Source organism: Paenibacillus sp. 7516 (genome assembly GCF_002272715.1).
GTDB classification, from domain to species: Bacteria; Bacillota; Bacilli; order Paenibacillales; family Paenibacillaceae; genus Paenibacillus; species Paenibacillus illinoisensis_A.
On record NZ_NPBI01000006.1, the window covers coordinates 609,244 to 626,016 of the forward strand.

General features: G+C 47.0%; 15 protein-coding genes. 2 read left to right on the top strand and 13 right to left on the bottom strand.

Annotated elements, in window-relative coordinates; translation table 11 throughout:
- Positions 1-2 precede the first annotated feature (2 nt).
- From CHI14_RS06050 to CHI14_RS06075, 5 genes are all read right to left on the bottom strand, one after another.
- Positions 3-701, bottom strand: a complete 699-nt coding sequence (locus CHI14_RS06050; RefSeq protein WP_095287498.1) for a response regulator transcription factor — start codon at positions 699-701, stop codon at positions 3-5.
- Between the two features lie 78 nt (positions 702-779).
- Positions 780-2,075 (bottom strand): beta-N-acetylhexosaminidase, encoded by a 1,296-nt coding sequence (nagZ, locus tag CHI14_RS06055; protein WP_095287769.1) that lies wholly within the window; start codon positions 2,073-2,075, stop codon positions 780-782.
- Between the two features lie 442 nt (positions 2,076-2,517).
- Complete coding sequence (locus CHI14_RS06065; protein WP_095287500.1) at positions 2,518-3,621, bottom strand: NADH:flavin oxidoreductase; 1,104 nt, start codon at positions 3,619-3,621, stop codon at positions 2,518-2,520.
- A 268-nt stretch (positions 3,622-3,889) separates the two neighbouring features.
- Positions 3,890-5,203 (bottom strand): hypothetical protein, encoded by a 1,314-nt coding sequence (locus CHI14_RS06070; protein WP_095287501.1) that lies wholly within the window; start codon positions 5,201-5,203, stop codon positions 3,890-3,892.
- A gap of 215 nt (positions 5,204-5,418) precedes the next feature.
- Positions 5,419-6,468 (bottom strand): 2,3-butanediol dehydrogenase, encoded by a 1,050-nt coding sequence (locus CHI14_RS06075; RefSeq protein ID WP_095287502.1) that lies wholly within the window; start codon positions 6,466-6,468, stop codon positions 5,419-5,421.
- Positions 6,469-6,819: 351 nt separating this feature from the next.
- Here CHI14_RS06075 and CHI14_RS06080 point away from each other — a divergent pair, with 351 nt between their 5' ends.
- Positions 6,820-7,851: a LacI family DNA-binding transcriptional regulator gene (locus CHI14_RS06080; RefSeq protein ID WP_095287503.1), complete on the top strand. Its 1,032-nt coding sequence runs from the start codon at positions 6,820-6,822 to the stop codon at positions 7,849-7,851.
- 141 nt (positions 7,852-7,992) lie between these two features.
- Here CHI14_RS06080 and CHI14_RS06085 read toward each other — a convergent pair whose 3' ends face one another.
- The 4 genes from CHI14_RS06085 to CHI14_RS06100 form a co-directional block, all read right to left on the bottom strand.
- Complete coding sequence (locus CHI14_RS06085; RefSeq protein WP_095287504.1) at positions 7,993-8,964, bottom strand: D-2-hydroxyacid dehydrogenase family protein; 972 nt, start codon at positions 8,962-8,964, stop codon at positions 7,993-7,995.
- Between the two features lie 123 nt (positions 8,965-9,087).
- Positions 9,088-9,345 carry a hypothetical protein gene (locus CHI14_RS06090; RefSeq protein ID WP_095287505.1) on the bottom strand — a complete coding sequence of 86 codons (258 nt, stop codon included), beginning with the start codon at positions 9,343-9,345 and terminating at the stop codon, positions 9,088-9,090.
- A 121-nt stretch (positions 9,346-9,466) separates the two neighbouring features.
- On the bottom strand, positions 9,467-10,552 hold the full coding sequence (locus CHI14_RS06095) for a hypothetical protein (protein WP_095287506.1): 1,086 nt from the start codon (positions 10,550-10,552) through the stop codon (positions 9,467-9,469).
- The gene (locus CHI14_RS06100; protein ID WP_095287507.1) at positions 10,549-11,142 is read right to left on the bottom strand and encodes a TetR/AcrR family transcriptional regulator; all 594 of its coding nucleotides are present in this window, start codon (positions 11,140-11,142) and stop codon (positions 10,549-10,551) included. Before CHI14_RS06100 ends, CHI14_RS06095 begins: the two co-directional genes overlap by 4 nt.
- Before the next feature lie 225 nt (positions 11,143-11,367).
- Between CHI14_RS06100 and CHI14_RS06105 the strand changes: the two genes are divergently transcribed.
- Positions 11,368-12,621 carry an MFS transporter gene (locus CHI14_RS06105; protein ID WP_095287508.1) on the top strand — a complete coding sequence of 418 codons (1,254 nt, stop codon included), beginning with the start codon at positions 11,368-11,370 and terminating at the stop codon, positions 12,619-12,621.
- A gap of 1 nt (position 12,622) precedes the next feature.
- Here CHI14_RS06105 and CHI14_RS29880 read toward each other — a convergent pair whose 3' ends face one another.
- The 4 genes from CHI14_RS29880 to CHI14_RS06120 all read right to left on the bottom strand — a co-directional run bounded on the left by CHI14_RS29880 (position 12,623) and on the right by CHI14_RS06120 (position 16,647).
- Positions 12,623-12,793: a hypothetical protein gene (locus CHI14_RS29880; RefSeq protein ID WP_212676983.1), complete on the bottom strand. Its 171-nt coding sequence runs from the start codon at positions 12,791-12,793 to the stop codon at positions 12,623-12,625.
- 21 nt (positions 12,794-12,814) lie between these two features.
- Positions 12,815-13,285 (bottom strand): SRPBCC family protein, encoded by a 471-nt coding sequence (locus CHI14_RS06110; RefSeq protein ID WP_095287509.1) that lies wholly within the window; start codon positions 13,283-13,285, stop codon positions 12,815-12,817.
- A 145-nt stretch (positions 13,286-13,430) separates the two neighbouring features.
- Complete coding sequence (locus CHI14_RS06115) at positions 13,431-14,534, bottom strand: HD-GYP domain-containing protein (RefSeq protein WP_095287510.1); 1,104 nt, start codon at positions 14,532-14,534, stop codon at positions 13,431-13,433.
- 277 nt (positions 14,535-14,811) lie between these two features.
- Positions 14,812-16,647 (bottom strand): UbiD family decarboxylase, encoded by a 1,836-nt coding sequence (locus CHI14_RS06120; RefSeq protein WP_095287511.1) that lies wholly within the window; start codon positions 16,645-16,647, stop codon positions 14,812-14,814.
- Between the last annotated feature and the right edge of the window lie 126 nt (positions 16,648-16,773).

Here is a 16,773-nt window from a genome sequence, read left to right on the forward strand (position 1 = left end):
GATTATGAAGCCGTATTCCAGTTTGCGTTTAATCGATAACCGGAACCCCTCACCGTTTCCAAAGCATCTGTTACGCCTATTTCGGCCAATCGCTTGCGTACACGGGTTACATTGACACTGAGGGTATTGTCGTCTACAAATGAGTCATCCCACAGTTTCTCCAGAATTGTCTCCCTGCTCACGAGCTTCGGACTCCGACGAAGGAGCGTTTCCAGCAGGATCGTTTCCTTCTTCGTCAGCTGCACTCTGCGATCACCAAGCTGAATCTCCAGTCTTTCCAGGTATACGGTTAACCCTTCCAGCTCGACCTTGCGTTCCTCGTCACGAGCTGCGTAATCTCCATATACACGTCGCAGCTGACTTTTGATTTTGGCCATCACGATCTCATGTTCGAACGGCTTCGTTATATAATCATCCGCTCCGTTCTCCAGCGCCATCACCTGATCCATCTTGCCGCTCCGAGCGGAAATAAACAAAATCGGACACGTGGACATCGTACGGATCTGACGACACCAGTAGAACCCGTCATAGCTGGGCAAGTTGATATCCAGAAGAACAACATGTGGCTGGATCTGCTCAAATTGCTGTAACACCCCCTCAAAATCCTCTACCAGAACGGCTCTGTCTCCGTAACGTTCAATATGGGATTTCAGCAGTCCTGCAATTTTGGGATCATCTTCAACGATCATTATGGTATACATAAATGGGCCGCACCCCTAACCTGTAATAATGAAATGTAGTATGTTATCACTCATTCCAAAATCATAACACAGGATGGATTATTCGGCATGAACCTGTTTGCGCCACTGCACAATGTCTGCGTTCAATTGCTTGAGGTCACCAGATGGCTGCTGCTCATCAGACAGCTTGTACGACTGCTTCAGGGCCAGAATGCGATACACGCTTTCATTAATTCGAGATTCGGTAATTTTGCCATTCTTCACCGCATTTTTTAATGTATCAAATATCGTTTTGGCACTTTCATAGCTGTGAGCCACGAGCAGAATATCACTGCCTGCCTGAACGGTCGCGATTGCAGCTTCATTCAGTTTATAATTTTTGGCAATTGCACCCATGCTGAGATCATCTGTAATGACGACGCCGTCATAATTGAATTTGCCCCGCAGATGTTCACCAATAATGACATCCGATAACGAAGCAGGCTGATCGGGATCCAGCTTGGGGAATAAAATGTGAGCCACCATTACGGCTTCCACTTGCTCTTTCACCGCGGCCTGAAACGGAATCCATTCCAGCTCAGCCAGCTGCTTCTCTGTTTTATTCACCACGGGAAGATCCAGATGGGAGTCCACCGACGTATCCCCATGACCGGGAAAATGCTTCACGACCGGAATCATTCCCTCGCTGCGCAGACCTTTCATCTCAGCGACGCCGAGACGAGACACGAGTTCAGCCGAACTGCCATAGGAACGGTCACCAATCACCGGATTGTTCGGATTGCTGTTGACGTCCAATACCGGAGCAAAATCCACATTAAAGCCTGCAAGTTGGATTTGTCTTGCCAGCAACCTTCCCATGCTTTCCGCCAGTTCGGCGTCTTTCGTCGCACCGACTTCACCATTGGACGGAATACTCTCCACTTCATCCGGCATTCGGCTGACTTTGCCGCCCTCCTGATCCACACTCATGAAGATTGGCACCGGATTTGCACGGTTTGCTTCTTTGATGGACTGCACGAAATCCGCTGTTCCCTGCAACGTCGTCACGTTATTACCATAGAAAATGATGCCTCCTACCTTTTGGTCCGCAATCATTTGTTTGGCCTGCTCGTCCAAAGTCGTCCCCTGTACCCCGGCCAAAATCATCTGTCCAATCTTTTCATCCAGCGAGAGCTGGTCCAACTGCTCCTGAACCGGATCTGCTTCTTCCTGAGGGGAAGCATTATTCTGCTCATTGTTCTCCTCAGCTTCCTCCGCATCGGAATCATCACTGCCTTCCGGTGCAGCTTGTTGTTCCGTAGTAGAGCCTGCAGAGGAATTCGCTGTGGAGCCTGGCTTTGGCGTTTCTCCACATGCGGTAATGAGCATAAGGACTGCAATAATCAGCAATAACATTTGAAACAAGTGTCTTCGTTTATTTTTTATAGAATCGTTATGTACATACAAGGAAAGTCATCCTCCTAATTCATGTTGGAATGTGTACCATAATGTTCAGGCATAACATTAACATAAGCAACTATTTTTTTAAAATCACCTGCTTTAATTAAAAGAGTGAGATATGAGTCTGATTAGCCAAAAAAATGTTTGCATTTGCGGTTGTAATATGGTTTCAAATGACTTTTTCAAGCGAAGGGCGTGGGCGTCGTATGGATCAACGGGGAGCGTAATTGCGGGCGAGAAATGGTATTCTCTTGTGAATTTTTCATATGTTGAAATTATTATTAAAGCAGGTTGAAAAAGCCGCCTTTCGGCGGCATAAGGTTGTCGTAGATTGCTCATTTTTTGTCTTCCTTATAGGTGAATATGCAGAAGAATGCTGTTAAATTGCTACTATTTACTAATTCAGTGTTTTCAACACTTCAGTCGTAAATGGAATGATCTCGGACTGGCGTCCTTCACGCACTTTTGCAGGCCACTCCGGATCACTAAGCAGTACTCGCCCCAGAGCGATCAGTTCAAACTCCTTGTTCTCTAACATCGTATTCAATTGGTCCAAGTGAGCATCGCCAGTTCCCTGATTCTCGGTTGATCGGTCCACGAATTCGGCTTCCAGACCAACGGACCCAACGGATATCGCAGGTTTCCCGCTTAATTTTTGAGTCCAACCGGCAAGGTTTAATTCAGATCCTTCGAATTCCGGCAGCCAGAAGCGACGAGTCGAGCAATGAAAGATATCTACGCCTGCCGCAGCCAGCGGCGCAAGAAATTGCTCCAGCTGTTCCGGGGTATCCACCAGCCGAGCATCATAATTGCCCATTTTCCATTGCGAGAAACGAAGTACAATCGGAAAATCCGGTCCAACCGCCTTGCGGCATGCTTCAATAACCTCGACTGCGAATTGTGTGCGTCTGACCAAGTCACCGCCATACTTGTCTGTACGACGATTGGTATGCTCCCAGAAAAACTGGTCAATCAGGTATCCGTGAGCGCCATGCAATTCTATGCCATCGAACCCGATCCGCTTCGCATCTGCAGCTGCTTGTGCGAACGCTTGTACCAGGCCTTGGATCTCTTCTTCCGTTAAAGGTTCCCTGTTCTCTTCCCCTGCCATGCTGATGCCAGATGGGCTTACAGGCTCCGCTTCTGCATGAGGCAGATCACCCGTACGCCTTGCGGTGCCCACATGCCACAATTGAGGCATGATTTTACCGCCCGCTTCATGGACGGCTTGAACCACATTCGACCAGCCCTGGAGGGATTCATCACCATGAAATAACGGGATACTCGCACCGCTTACAGAGGAAGGATGGTTAATCCCTGTCCCTTCCGTAATAATGAGCCCTACACCGCCAGCTGCTCTGCGTCTGTAATATTCAGCAACCTCCGGCCCGGGTACACCCTCTGGAGAGAAACCGCGAGTCATGGGTGCCATGACGATCCGATTGGACAATGTAAGCTTGTCTGAAGTGAAGGGTGTAAACAACGCTGAAGGTATGTTCATTTGTTTATAACTCCTTTATCTTGTGGAATGTCAGAACCCAACTACCTTTCCATTTTATAGTTTGTGAGTTTTATTATCAAACTCGCTAATGAAATAATGAAATGATCTATTATGTAACAGAAAAAAATAGAGCATCCCCGCAGCAAGTGGAATACAATTACGCTGCTGTACGTGTACGCTCTGTGTTTACGTCTTTTTCATTTTAAATGATAACCAAAAATAAATATGAATCATAGTATATACTCCCTACTCTTTCTGTGCGTCCCTCTTAATCCGAATTCACAGGAATGTCATTGCGATGAACTCTGAGTATTTTGCCTGACGAAGGTGAGACGACGTCCGGATCCGTTCCCAAACCGAAATAGAAATCCCCTTCGTGCTCTTCAAATGACTTCGCATACGTATCCTGGTTAAACCGGAGGATTTCATGCCAATTGATCAGATCCGTGGTTTGGTATACCCGGTTCATATACAGATTTTTGTTTTGGAACGTGTAGGTGAGTACATATACTTTACCGTCGCGAAGAAGCAAGTCTGTTGGCAATGCTTTGGCATCCGGCAAAATCACACGTCTAGCCTGGTTAATCGCAGTCATGACATTCAAGGATTTGGGAAGCAATTGACCGTCATTGAATACGCCACCAGCGATATAGACTAACTTGTTATCAAAGTTAACATTTTTCCCAATCTTGTTATACGGAACCGTGCCCTGTTGATAGGTCAGTCCCGGCAGGATTTTGTTACCGTAGATTACGACGTCTTTCTTCTCCAGATTCGCGTTAATCTCCAGGAAATTGGTCTTGTCATTCCAGATTTTATTGGCAGGATACATCATGCCGGATGCATACAGCTTGCCCCCCAGCTCAAACAGCGTATATGCCCTTAGCCCGAACGTATTAATGTTTGCAAACTTCTGCCAGCTTACGCCCATATCATGTGAAATCAGAATCGTTGGCTTATTTTCTGTTCCGAGGGCGGCGAACATTTTGCCTTGATACAGGGCAAGGTCATAAACGTGTACCCCAAGCGGAAGGTTGCGGTATTTCGTCCATACGTCCCCATCCAGCCGATAAAAGTTTCCGAAACTCCATTGCTCTCCGTCAGAATCATTGCCCGGAATATAGAGCTTGTCGTCCAGGACCTTGTAGATATCAATCTGCTCTTCATCCACAACCATTTTGGTTGAGGGGACAATTCCATGATTGCTGTTGCTGACTGCCTGCCTATTAAACGATGAGGTTGCTGTATCGAAATAGATGACCGGAATGGGACCCGAGTTCGGCGCTACCCCCATATTGCTGCTGTTGCCATGGCCCAAATAGATCTTGTCTCTGTACAACTGCATATCCCACACATTATTGGCGTAAGGCGTTTTGGCAAAAGGTCGTCCAAGCAGCTCAATCTTGCTTGTCACATCCGCAGAATTGATGGGTACATTGGATACCTTCGCCATAGCCCGTTCAACCGTCGGCTTGCGCTCGGCCTTGTCACTGCTTTTGGGCTTGGCACTCCCTGTAAGCATCCAGCCCACGCTTGCAACGATGGTCAAAATTAGAGCTGCCCATTTCGTGTTATTATGCATGCCCGCTTCCTCCTTCGTTTGATATTGAATGCCTTTTCATATAAATGATACAAATTGTATCTTTTTATATTATGTAAAACAGAACTAGCATGCAATACATTCCGCCCTTTTCAACAAAAATAGACAGCTGCATCCGAAGATGAGCTGCCTACGCAGGTACTCTCTTTAGTCATAAATAACTTCGATTATTAATTAGAGAAGATTTCTGATTGTGGCTACTCGGCTTTGACCAGGATTTTCACCTGATTTTTCTCTTTCAGAAGAGCTTCGAATCCTTGATCCACCACTTCATCCAGCGAAATACGTTTGGTCACCAGCTTGTCTGCCGGGAAGAAGCCTTTATCCATCAGACTAATTACGGCCGGGAATACATCCCGATAACCAATAATGCCGTTCACTGTACGTTCTTTCATGACGATAGAGTTAGGCAGAATCGGAGCCGCTTGCTCAAAAATGCTGACGATCATCAGCTCTCCGCCAATACGTGTCGAGTCGATCGCCTGCTGCAGCACAGGTGGAACACCTGTCACTTCATAAGCAACGTTCACGCCGCCTTGCGTACGTCTATGAATCTCTTCCACGGCATTGTACTGGGTTGGATCAATAACAATAGCACCAAGTTCTTCGGCTTTCGCTTTGCGCTCCTCGGACAGCTCTACCACATAAATGTCGGAGGCGCCGGAAGCTTTCAACGCTTCAATAACAAGCAACCCGATTGGACCCGCACCAAATACAGCTGCAGTATCGCCTACTTTCAGCTTGCTTTGACGCACAGCATGCAGCGCAACCGCAGACGGTTCCACCAATGCTCCCTGTTCGTAGGAAATGGAGTCAGGGATGGCGTGTACCATATACTCTTCAGCTGTTACGTATTCGGAGAAACCTCCGCCCCCTCCGGCGAGACCGAGGAATCCCATCTGGTCGCACAGATTGTATCTTCCCTGTTTGCAGGCTTCACAATGTCCGCATGCATAGATAGGTTCAACGACAACACGGTCTCCAGCTTGAAAACGGGTAACCCCTTCACCCACTTCAACGACTTGTCCCGAGAACTCGTGTCCCATCACTACAGGTGCTTGTTCGCCTGTTAGCGGATGCGGTGCTTGAGCTGGAATGAAAATCGGTCCTGCGGTATATTCATGCAGGTCACTGCCGCAGATTCCGCACCATTCCACTTTTATTTTAACTTTCCCCTGTGCCGGGCTAGGTTCATCGATATGTTCGAGACGCAAATCTTTAACTCCATGCCAACGTAATGCTTTCATTCATTTCATCTCCCAGATCATAGGTTTGAATATAACCGGAAACGTTTCCGTAGTTAAATATGTCACAGTTTAGATAGTCTGTCAAACACATTTCCCCATAAATAAGTCGAATTCATGAATTTTTTGCCTTTACATGCAGCATGATAAAACCCGCTACGATTGCCTGTATCCAATGATTTGCAGATTATACGCTCAAGAACGTATGGAATAAGTTAACACTCTGCTTACGATTATAGGTCATGGAAAGTCTATTGACTTATTAAAAGTGTTATAATCAGTGTATATACATGAATTCAACACGAAATTACTATAGATTCGGAATCGTTTCCGATGAAGTGAGGTTACCCAAACGTGAGCAAAGAACAAAAAGTCACTATCAAGGATGTGGCGGAGTTAGCGGGAGTGGGAATTGCTACCGTCTCAAGAGCCATTAATAATTCTGAGGGTATCAGCAGCAAAACCAGAGATAAGGTCATGCAGGCCATTGAAGAGCTCGGTTTTGTTCCCAACACATCCGCTCAGAGTCTCAAAATACGCCAGACCCACCAAATTGCCCTGGTTGTTCCGGATATACGAAACGCGATCATTCCAGAGATCTCCTGGTCTGTGGAACAAACCGCTAAACAGCACGGCTATCACGTGGTACAGATTAATACGGCAGGGAATGCCCGTACAGAACTGGAAACCATTCGAAATATTAAAAAGCTGCATGTGGACGGACTCATATTCATGCCGCTTGCTTATCCCAAAACGCTGCCAGGCTTGATCGATAAGGCTCCCCTTCCCATCTCCATGATTAACTACGGCAAAAGACTCGAACCCGGCATGAAGGCAGATATCGTCTCTCTATCTCAGCCTGAGGGAAAGCTTGTGATGGAACATCTGATTAAAATTGGACGAACCCGGATTGGCTATGCGGGTGCCCCCAAGGACATCATTGAAGAGCGTTATCGGGCGTATGAACAAGCTCTGTCTCATGTCGATATTTCACTTGTCTATTTCGGAGAAGATTTCTCCCTGAACACCGGTGCCAACGCTGCGGATTACTTCCATGGACTGACCCATATGCCAGACGCAGTCTACGCCATCAATGACATGGTAGCCATCGGATTGGTTAACCGGTTCAAAGAATTGGGTGTACGTGTACCCGAGGATGTCGCTGTGGTCGGAGTGGATAACAATCAATGGACTACCGTCTCGTCCCCGCAGATCAGCTCGGTTTCCATTATGGGCGAAGAGGTTGCCAGGCTGGCGACAGAATTGCTGCTCAAACGAATCCGCGAGATGAACACTTCTGACTATGAGCATATCCAGTTTGAACCCAGACTTATCGTACGTGAATCAAGTGTAGCGATGATTCGCCCCTCGTCACCACATTCCTAATTGCCCATCCTGGATGATGAAATGATGAAAATCACAAGCAAAAAAGGTGTCCTCGCAGCCATTAATCACGGCCTGAGGGTCACCTTTTTTTGTCTGTATCGATTGAATGAAAACTGGCGAGAACTCTGGCGTGGTTTGTTATTACTTCACAACCAACTGTCTAATCGGGCTCCCTTTTAGAAACATCTCGATGTTCTCTACTGCATGATTGTAATAGATTTCATAATTCCCTTGGGTCACATAACCCAAATGCGGTGTTGCCAGCACGTTGGGCAAGGTTCGCATGATATGATTAACGGGCAAAGGTTCCTGTTCAAAGACATCAAGTCCTGCCCCGGCGATCAGACCGCTTTGCAATGCCTCTACCATAGCCTCCTGATCCACAATTCCCGCCCGGGATGTATTGATCAGCAATGCTGTCTTTTTCATCCGCTGGAATTCAGCCTGTCCAATCAGATGACGAGTACGTTCACTTAGCACCAGATGAATCGACACGATATCACTTTGCTCCAGCAGCTCTTCCTTTGTTTCGCACCAGATTACGCCGTGTTCTCCGGCTTGTCCAGGTGTTAAATTCTGACTCCAGGCCATGACGTTCATGCCAAAAGCCTTGGCAATCGCGGCCATTCGGGCACCTATCTTGCCCAATCCGAGAAGCCCGAGCGTCTTTCCGTACAAATCCATGCCGACCGTACTCTGCCAGTTGCGATTGGATTTCAGCGCATTATTTTCGGTAACCAGCTGCCTGGACAATCCCAAAATAAGCGCCCAAGTTAGTTCTGTAGGAGGATTGGAGCTGCCCTCTGTCCCACACACCGTGACTCCATGGCGTTCCGCAGCTTTAAGATCAATCGAGGCATTTCGCATCCCTGTTGTAATCAGCAGCTTCAGCTTGGGAAGCCTGGATATAACCGATTCCGGAAACGGCGTACGCTCACGCATCAGAATGACGATATCAACATCCTGCAGCTCCTGAAAGACCTTTTCTTCCGAGCCCATGTAATGATTAAAGGTCTGAACCTCAACCCGATCCTGGACTGAACTCCAGTCAGCCAATGACAGGGCGACGTTCTGGTAATCGTCCAATATGGCGCAACGTAATTTCGTTTGCAAGATGTACCCCTCCTTCAAAATGCGTTGTATCCTACACCTACCCGTATTGTACCAATTCGACACTGGTCTGCCCAATGTCCTTAGACATAAAAAAGAGCCGGAAGTAAGTTCCGCCTCTTCAATTCATATTAACATTTTAAAAATTAGCGCCGTAATTACAATCGCAACCGTGACCTTTGATAATCCACGAACTTTGTATACAAACCGATCTAATTTTCCCTGATCATTGGTAAAAAGAGATGCTTCTATCGCCGCCAGAGCCAATAATCCGAACATGATGAGAATGAATGTTATTATGCCTACTCCACCAAGAGTCGTTATCGATACACCCAGGACATAAAAGATAGTAAGATACAATCGCCAATATGTAGTAAGTACCATGGAATTCCTCCTCGGAATTGAATGTTACTATATTTACGTTTCACTTTACATATAGTCTCATATATTCTATATTTCCCTATCGGTTTAACGATATTGAAGGGGTGTAACGAGCACCCGCCCCTTAACGCAACGCATCCAGTTCAATTTCATGACTGACAAATAGCTCCATCCTGGATCTCAATTGATTATACCGTTCGACCAACACATGATCCATTCCGAGTGCTTTCTCAATCACACCTAATATGGAATCATCCACATGTGGTGTACTCCAGCTATACAGCTGCTGATACAGGTTCAACATTGATTCTTGGCTCTCCTTAACATATCTAAGCGGGTGTGGGACGGATTCGAGTTTCAACTGCAGCAAGTCGTGGAACACGTGAAACCGATGCTCCGCAGCCACGCATCTTGTTAAGCCTGCTTGGGAAGTCTGCACACTACTCGCTTTAACTGTTGTAGCTAAGCCCGCTTCGTCCTTCAGATCTCTGATCAAATCCGAGAATGTTAATCCAACCATGGGCATGGCCATGTAGGCCCACCAATGACTGCCTGTTCCATTAGCGTACAGTTCCCAATTCGGATTCCATAACATATTTCGAACCTGTTCCTTCTGGGATGTTCCAAACATCGCAATACCCCACACCAGCCCGCCATTGCAGTCCACTGACGCCTGTTCTCCCCATGCCAGAAGCTTGGGCACCATCTTATCAGCAGGAGCCCATTTTGCACACAATGCAGGGAGAATCTCCGGGAAAATAGCATTTCCATATACTTGCTCGAATTTATCTCTCAACCGCTGATGTTGATCCTCACAAGGCATATGCAGCAAAGCCAAACAAGCATCTTTGGACAAATACCAATCATCTGTCATTACACAATCCACCAGATATTCGGTGCTGAGTTGATATCCCATGTAAGCCAGGACATGCACAACGTCCCCGGGAACCTCCTCTTTTAGCTTTCCATTCACAAAACTACATTGATGAAGCTGCCGGGCAAGCTCCAAATCACCGCAACGCATGACGACCTCCAGCAGCAGTACATATCGGTAGTCCTCCGGGTGCTCCAAATATAACTGGAGCAAGACCGCTGCGTCTTCCCGGTCCCCATACCTCGCAATAACTCGGCAATAGGATTGAATCACACCCATATCCAGAGGACGGCCCGAATGAAACCATTTCAGCAATGTTTCGGTCGGCTGAATCATATCGATTCCCCTCCAATAATCCATAACGCCGCCTCAATACTCTGCTCTACAAACGAGCGCTCTGGCCCCGATTTTATTAACACAGTAAGTCCAATCATTGAAATAACCAAAGATTTTGCAGCTGCACTCGCATTCAGATCACCGGACAATTCTCCGGACCGCTGCCCCCGTTCGATCGTCTCCTGAAAAATCACTGCCAGATACATCTGATGCTCTCGGGTTAAAACGGCGAATTTCGAATCGTGCGGAGCCAGTTCAACCATCGTATTAATACAAAAACAACCGTGGCTCGGCTTCGATACATCCCCCTCCGCCCCAATGTGCTCAAACAACGCACGAAATGCCTGTTTTACAGACCCTTCATGCTGAAGCCTAGATCTAATTTGCGCGGCATGCAGAGTGGTATATCTGCGCAGCGCCGTCTCAAATAACTCTTTTTTGTCCCCGAAGGCAGCATACAAACTGGGACGTTGAATACCCATTGCGGATGTCAGGTCAGTCAATGACGCTGCTTCAAATCCTTTATCCCAAAATATGCGCATGGCTGCATCAAGCACTTTATCGGTATCAAACTCCCGTTGTCTCACCATTTTCTTTCTCCTTTTTATGTACCAATCGATATATTATATCGTAGCTGTCATCCATCATGATGTCAAATGCAATCCTTCACTAAATCATTGAATTACTAACTCACAACTACTTTGAAAATATGCAATTGACATTTGGATGATATATACAGTATGTTAATTCAGAATTATTATGTACTGTTCAGTATAAAATTAAATTCAAAAATCCACTCTTGAAAGGTGACTCCCATGAATACTCCGATTCAACAGGTACACCCATCTTCAAAAGCTCATGCCGGCATGTCACAACTTGTTGCGCTCCTCTTCGCTCTGTGCAGCGGACTTTCCGTAGCCAGCATTTATTATGCTCAGCCCCTTTTGGATGCCATGGCCCTGGATTTCCGGATCTCCCACTCACATATCGGCGTAATCATTACGGTGACCCAAGTCTGTTACGCCCTTGGACTCTTTTTTCTTGTTCCTCTCGGTGATCTGATTAACAGGCGAAAACTGATCATTGTGCAGATGCTCTTCTCCGTCGCGGCTCTGCTTGTCGTTGGCACCACATCATCCAGTTTCATCTTTTTCATAGCAATGGCACTCGTCGGATTACTGGCGGTTAACACTCAAGCGCTCGTTGCCTTTGCCGCAGCACTCGCTGCCCCTTCGGAACGCGGACGGATTGTAGGCCTTGTGACTAGCGGAATCGTGATTGGCATATTGCTCGCTCGAACGGTTGCGGGCACCCTGAATGATTGGATCGGCTGGAGATCGGTTTACCTGTTCTCCGCATCGCTAACATTGCTCGGAGTAGTCGCCCTGCTCCTTCTCCTGCCGAAGCATGAGCCTCAGCGTACAAAATTAAATTATGCTCAATTGCTTATTTCGGTAATACAACTCTACCGGGAGTTGCCTATACTTCGAGTTCGTGGCGTGCTGGGCATGCTGATTTTCACTGCATTCAGCATATTATGGACTGCCATGGTCCTTCCACTCAGCGCACCTCCATTCTCGTTGTCACATACAGCCATTGGCGCTTTTGGTTTGGCAGGTGCCGCGGGTGCACTGGCCGCTGCCCGTGCCGGCAAACTGGCTGATCGGGGGCTTGGGCAGCGCACAACTGGATTCTCTCTTCTACTTCTCCTTCTGTCCTGGCTGCCGATCGGATTCGTTCATCAATCGTTATGGTTTCTGATCGGTGGTGTCATCGTTCTCGACCTTGCTGTACAGGCCGTCCACGTCACCAACCAGAGCCTAATCTATCAGGTTCGTCCTGAAGCACAGAGCCGTCTTACTGCTGCATACATGATATTTTACTCGGTTGGCAGTGCAACCGGATCTATCGCTTCGACTATGATGTATGCCTGGTCAGGATGGACGGGCGTATGCTGGCTGGGAGCAGGAGTGAGTGCAGCCGCATTCCTATTCTGGGCTATTGACCGTTACTTACAACGGAATATAATCCAGTCCTCTTGTGCTCCGATACAACATAAAGGAAACTGAATTATTTCTCTAACTTATTCCATACAACGATGAACAGCGTGGCAAGCGGACCACATAAGAGGGAGATCAGAAACCAGTTCAGCCCACTTCTGTTTTTCCCTTGAGCAAGTCCGGCATTAATTAACGCAAGGGTACCCCAACCAACAAAATATTCGTTTTCCATCACGATCATTCCTTATCAAGTAATTTGTCGTCAAACCTGTTCGTTCGTCTGTTCCAGTATAGCTTTCAGCTTCGTGTTGCGGCTTTGGATAAAAGCATGCATATACTTCTTCAAGACGAGCTGCTCAGCCAGCCTTCCCAACACACCGAGTGGTGCTTGAAATTTCAGCATGTCCCTCATGCAAGTGGTTTGGTCATCGATCCTGCTGAAATGATGTTCGTGACGCATGCTCTGGAATGCCCCACTTACCATCTGATCGACAAACACATGCGGACGTTCATATTGCACAATACGGGAAGTCAGTTTCTGCCTTATGCCAAAATGAGTTGCCTGAAACGTCACCGTGTCGCCGGCACCTATTCTTCCGGAGGTTACGCCCGAAACAGCTCGTTCCCGTGTATGTTTCCATACCGTCTGTGTATGAACATCAATATCCCGGGCATAATCAAAACATTTTTCAATTGGGGCACGTATCGTGATTTCGGTTACTACTTCAATCAAGGTTTATCGCTCCTCAGGTGAAATGGATTTTGTAGCCAGTATACGCTTGCTCTTCTTAGAGAACAATGCACAAAAAGCCGTTACACAAAAACAGGTCCCCTGTCATTATGCAGGAGACCTGTTTGTACTCTACACTTTTATAACCTTAAATAATCAGTTCTTTAATGGCAATGCTGCGTTCTTTGGACAAGTCACGATACTGCTCGGACTCGACCTTGACCAATGGATTGAAGATGTCCGATGTATTATTCATGATGATTACCCCTTTTTCACCATTGCTCAGAAGCACTTGCTTGCCGATAAAGTTCGGAAGAAGGTGCTGCATCAGAGCCTGAACCGGCTTTTCATTCAACTTGCCAAACCCCATCGCATAGATGTCACGCAGATTGTTGATCAGATTCGGATTACTGCCACCGTGAATACCGGATCTCATACCGATGTATACGTCAGCCACAGATACGATCTGCGTATAGGGATGAATTTCACTCTTATCCATTTGCATCGGATACCCCGAGCCATCCTCACGTTCATGGTGCTGAAGCGCAACAAGCGCAGTGGCCTCATCTGTCATGGAACTTTTGATGATATCATGGCCATAAATGGTATGACGCTGCAATTCCAGCTGTTCATCCGCCGTTAACGGTTCCATTTTATTACGAATTCGATGGGACACCCTACATTTGCCTATATCATGCAGATAGCCGCCGCGGCTGATCTGATAGCTTTCCTTCTGGGAATAACCCATCCAGCTGGCAATATAGAAGGACAGCAATCCAACCTGAATGGAGTGTGTGTAGTTGTTTACATCATCACGTTCCAGCATCATCAGGAGATGTACGACATCCTTTTGCTCGTCCAGTCCATCCACCATCGGCTGCAGTGCATCATCCACCATGGTAGCATTGAATTTACCTACAGTGAGTGCTTCAAGAAATGCATTTTGGTAATTATGTACAGTCTGTGTAAATTGGGATTTCATTTCTTCTTCAGGCGGTTCTTCCTTAATACTCGAACCAGCTGCCATACTCGAACCGGCTGCAAATTTGGCTGCAGCGGCAAAAAACTCAGCTTCTGTTATTTCTTCTTCACGTGATTCAATATCTACATAGTCCACACGGTGCTGCATGAGCAAGGAAATATCCTCACTTTTGATTACAGTCCCTTTCCCGAGAATGTGCAACCCCGCATCGCTAAATGTATCCGCAGTCAGACGGTCTCCGTCTTGCAGGTTCATAATATGGATTCTCAATCGGTATTCCCCCTGAACAATTCATTATAGTAACAGTACCCGATGGATTGGGTCCCCAAAATACCTATACTTCTTTATATCGATCATTTTCTTGATTTTATGCATAGTTCAAACGACCTTAATCGCAAAAGGAAATACGAACAAGTAAGACTTTCTTCTCATTCATATTTCTAAAATAATCCCGGTTTTGCCCAATAAGGAACATCGCATGTTACGTTTCTTGGGATTGGAGAAAAATAAAGAGCCCAAACTTCCGTTTAGGCCCTTCCCTACAAAGCTAAATTTTGACCGATGCCAGACTGGCTCCACTGACAAATAAGCGTTCGATGCTTTTCTCAACCGCAGGATCAGGTATAAGCGGTGGTGCCTGATGCGGCTTCACTCTAGCATCAATAATCAACTGGTCGCAGCCCCAGTGCTTGTGCGTATAGCTGCTGTTTACGCCATATATGTCGTGAGATGGATTGCTGCGCGTAAATGTAGCCCATAAGAAGTTGCTGAGGCTCGCACTCAGGAAAGAGCTGTCATCACACAGAATGATCAATGGACAGGAATCAAGTCCTCCTTGTTCCTTCAGCATATCCGTAAATTGCTGGATTTCCCGCGCCGTCTCTTCATAACTCGTAAAAGCTGACGTCTGAATCGATACGATCCCCGGCATAATCAGCTGCGCATTCGTATAACCACGAATATTCTTCAAGGTATCCGGCACTTCGGTGCACAGCTCCCGAATCTTCTCACCATAGGCTGCAAAAACAACCTTACTGCCAGTATTTAACCCGGTTCCTGAGTAATCCAGTGTATCAATGGTTGTATTGGTATGGAAATGGATATCCCGCTGCATATTTATGCGCTCCAGAATATAGGTCAGGAATTCCACTTCGCGATGGGTATCCAGCGGCTGCTGATCCTCAGCTGTAATAAACAGATACTTGGCCAGACTCAGCTGCCCCGTACCCAGAATACGGTTCGCAATGGTCAACAATTCCGTCGGCTGCTTCACCGTCTGATATGGCGTATAACGCTCACTTCCGATTGCAAATAACAGAGGGTGCACCCCGGCAGCGTCTACAGCATGTACTTCTTTGACACCCGGAATCTCCTGTTTGATCGCATCGCCCGTAATTTCATGGATCAGATCACCAAATGCCGTGTCCTCCTGCGGAGGACGACCAACTACCGTGAATGGCCAGATTGCATTAGGCTTCGCATACACCTTGTGCACTTTCATCAGCGGGAACTCATGCGTCAAACTGTAATAGCCCAGATGGTCACCAAACGGTCCTTCCGGTTTTGTTTCACCTGGATAAATATCTCCGGTAATGACAAAATCAGCGTCATTGCTAATACAGTATCCATCCTTGTAGCTATAACGGAAACGACGTCCAGCGAGCAGACCGGCGAAGGTCAATTCACTGAGACCCTCAGGCAAAGGCATCACCGCAGACAGGGTATGAGCTGGAGGACCACCGATAAAGATACTGACTTTGAGCGGCTCTCCCTTTTTGACAGCCTTCGCCTGATGTATACCGATTCCGCGATGAATCTGATAGTGCAGCCCGATTTCCTTGTTCATCGTATAATCATTACCGCTCAGCTGGACACGGTACATTCCCAAATTGGAGTTCATGATCCCCGGTTTATCCGGGTCCTCCGAATAAACCTGCGGCAACGTTACAAAGGCGCCACCATCCATAGGCCAATGCTTAATCAGCGGCAGATCCGAGATTTGAATTTCCTGAGCGGACACAGGCAGACTGATGGACTTCTGTTTGGGCAGCGCCTGCCAGGCTGCAAGACCTGTGCTGATGTGCTGCAAAGGTGTCTTGAGCGCCTTCATCGGATCGTCCCGTACTGCCATGACCCGTTGTACACCTTCGAGCGTGTTACGGAACATGAATTTGCAGCGTTCGAGCGTGCCAAACAGATTGGATACCGCCTGGAACTTCGAACCTTTTACATTTTCAAACAACAGCGCCGGGCCTTTCGCCTCGTGAACTTTCATATGTATTGCGGCCATTTCCAGATTCGGGTCTACTTCTTCCTTAATCCGGATCAGATGTCCATGCTGCTCCAGATCGTTGATGCAATCTTCCATATTGCGATATTTCATGGGATGGCTCCATTCTTTTGATATAATATATATATTTATGTTCATATATTCACATGGACGCGCAAACAAGAATTTTGAACCAACCGCCTGAGTCCACGTCCTAATCTACTTCATTCTAAAAGACTC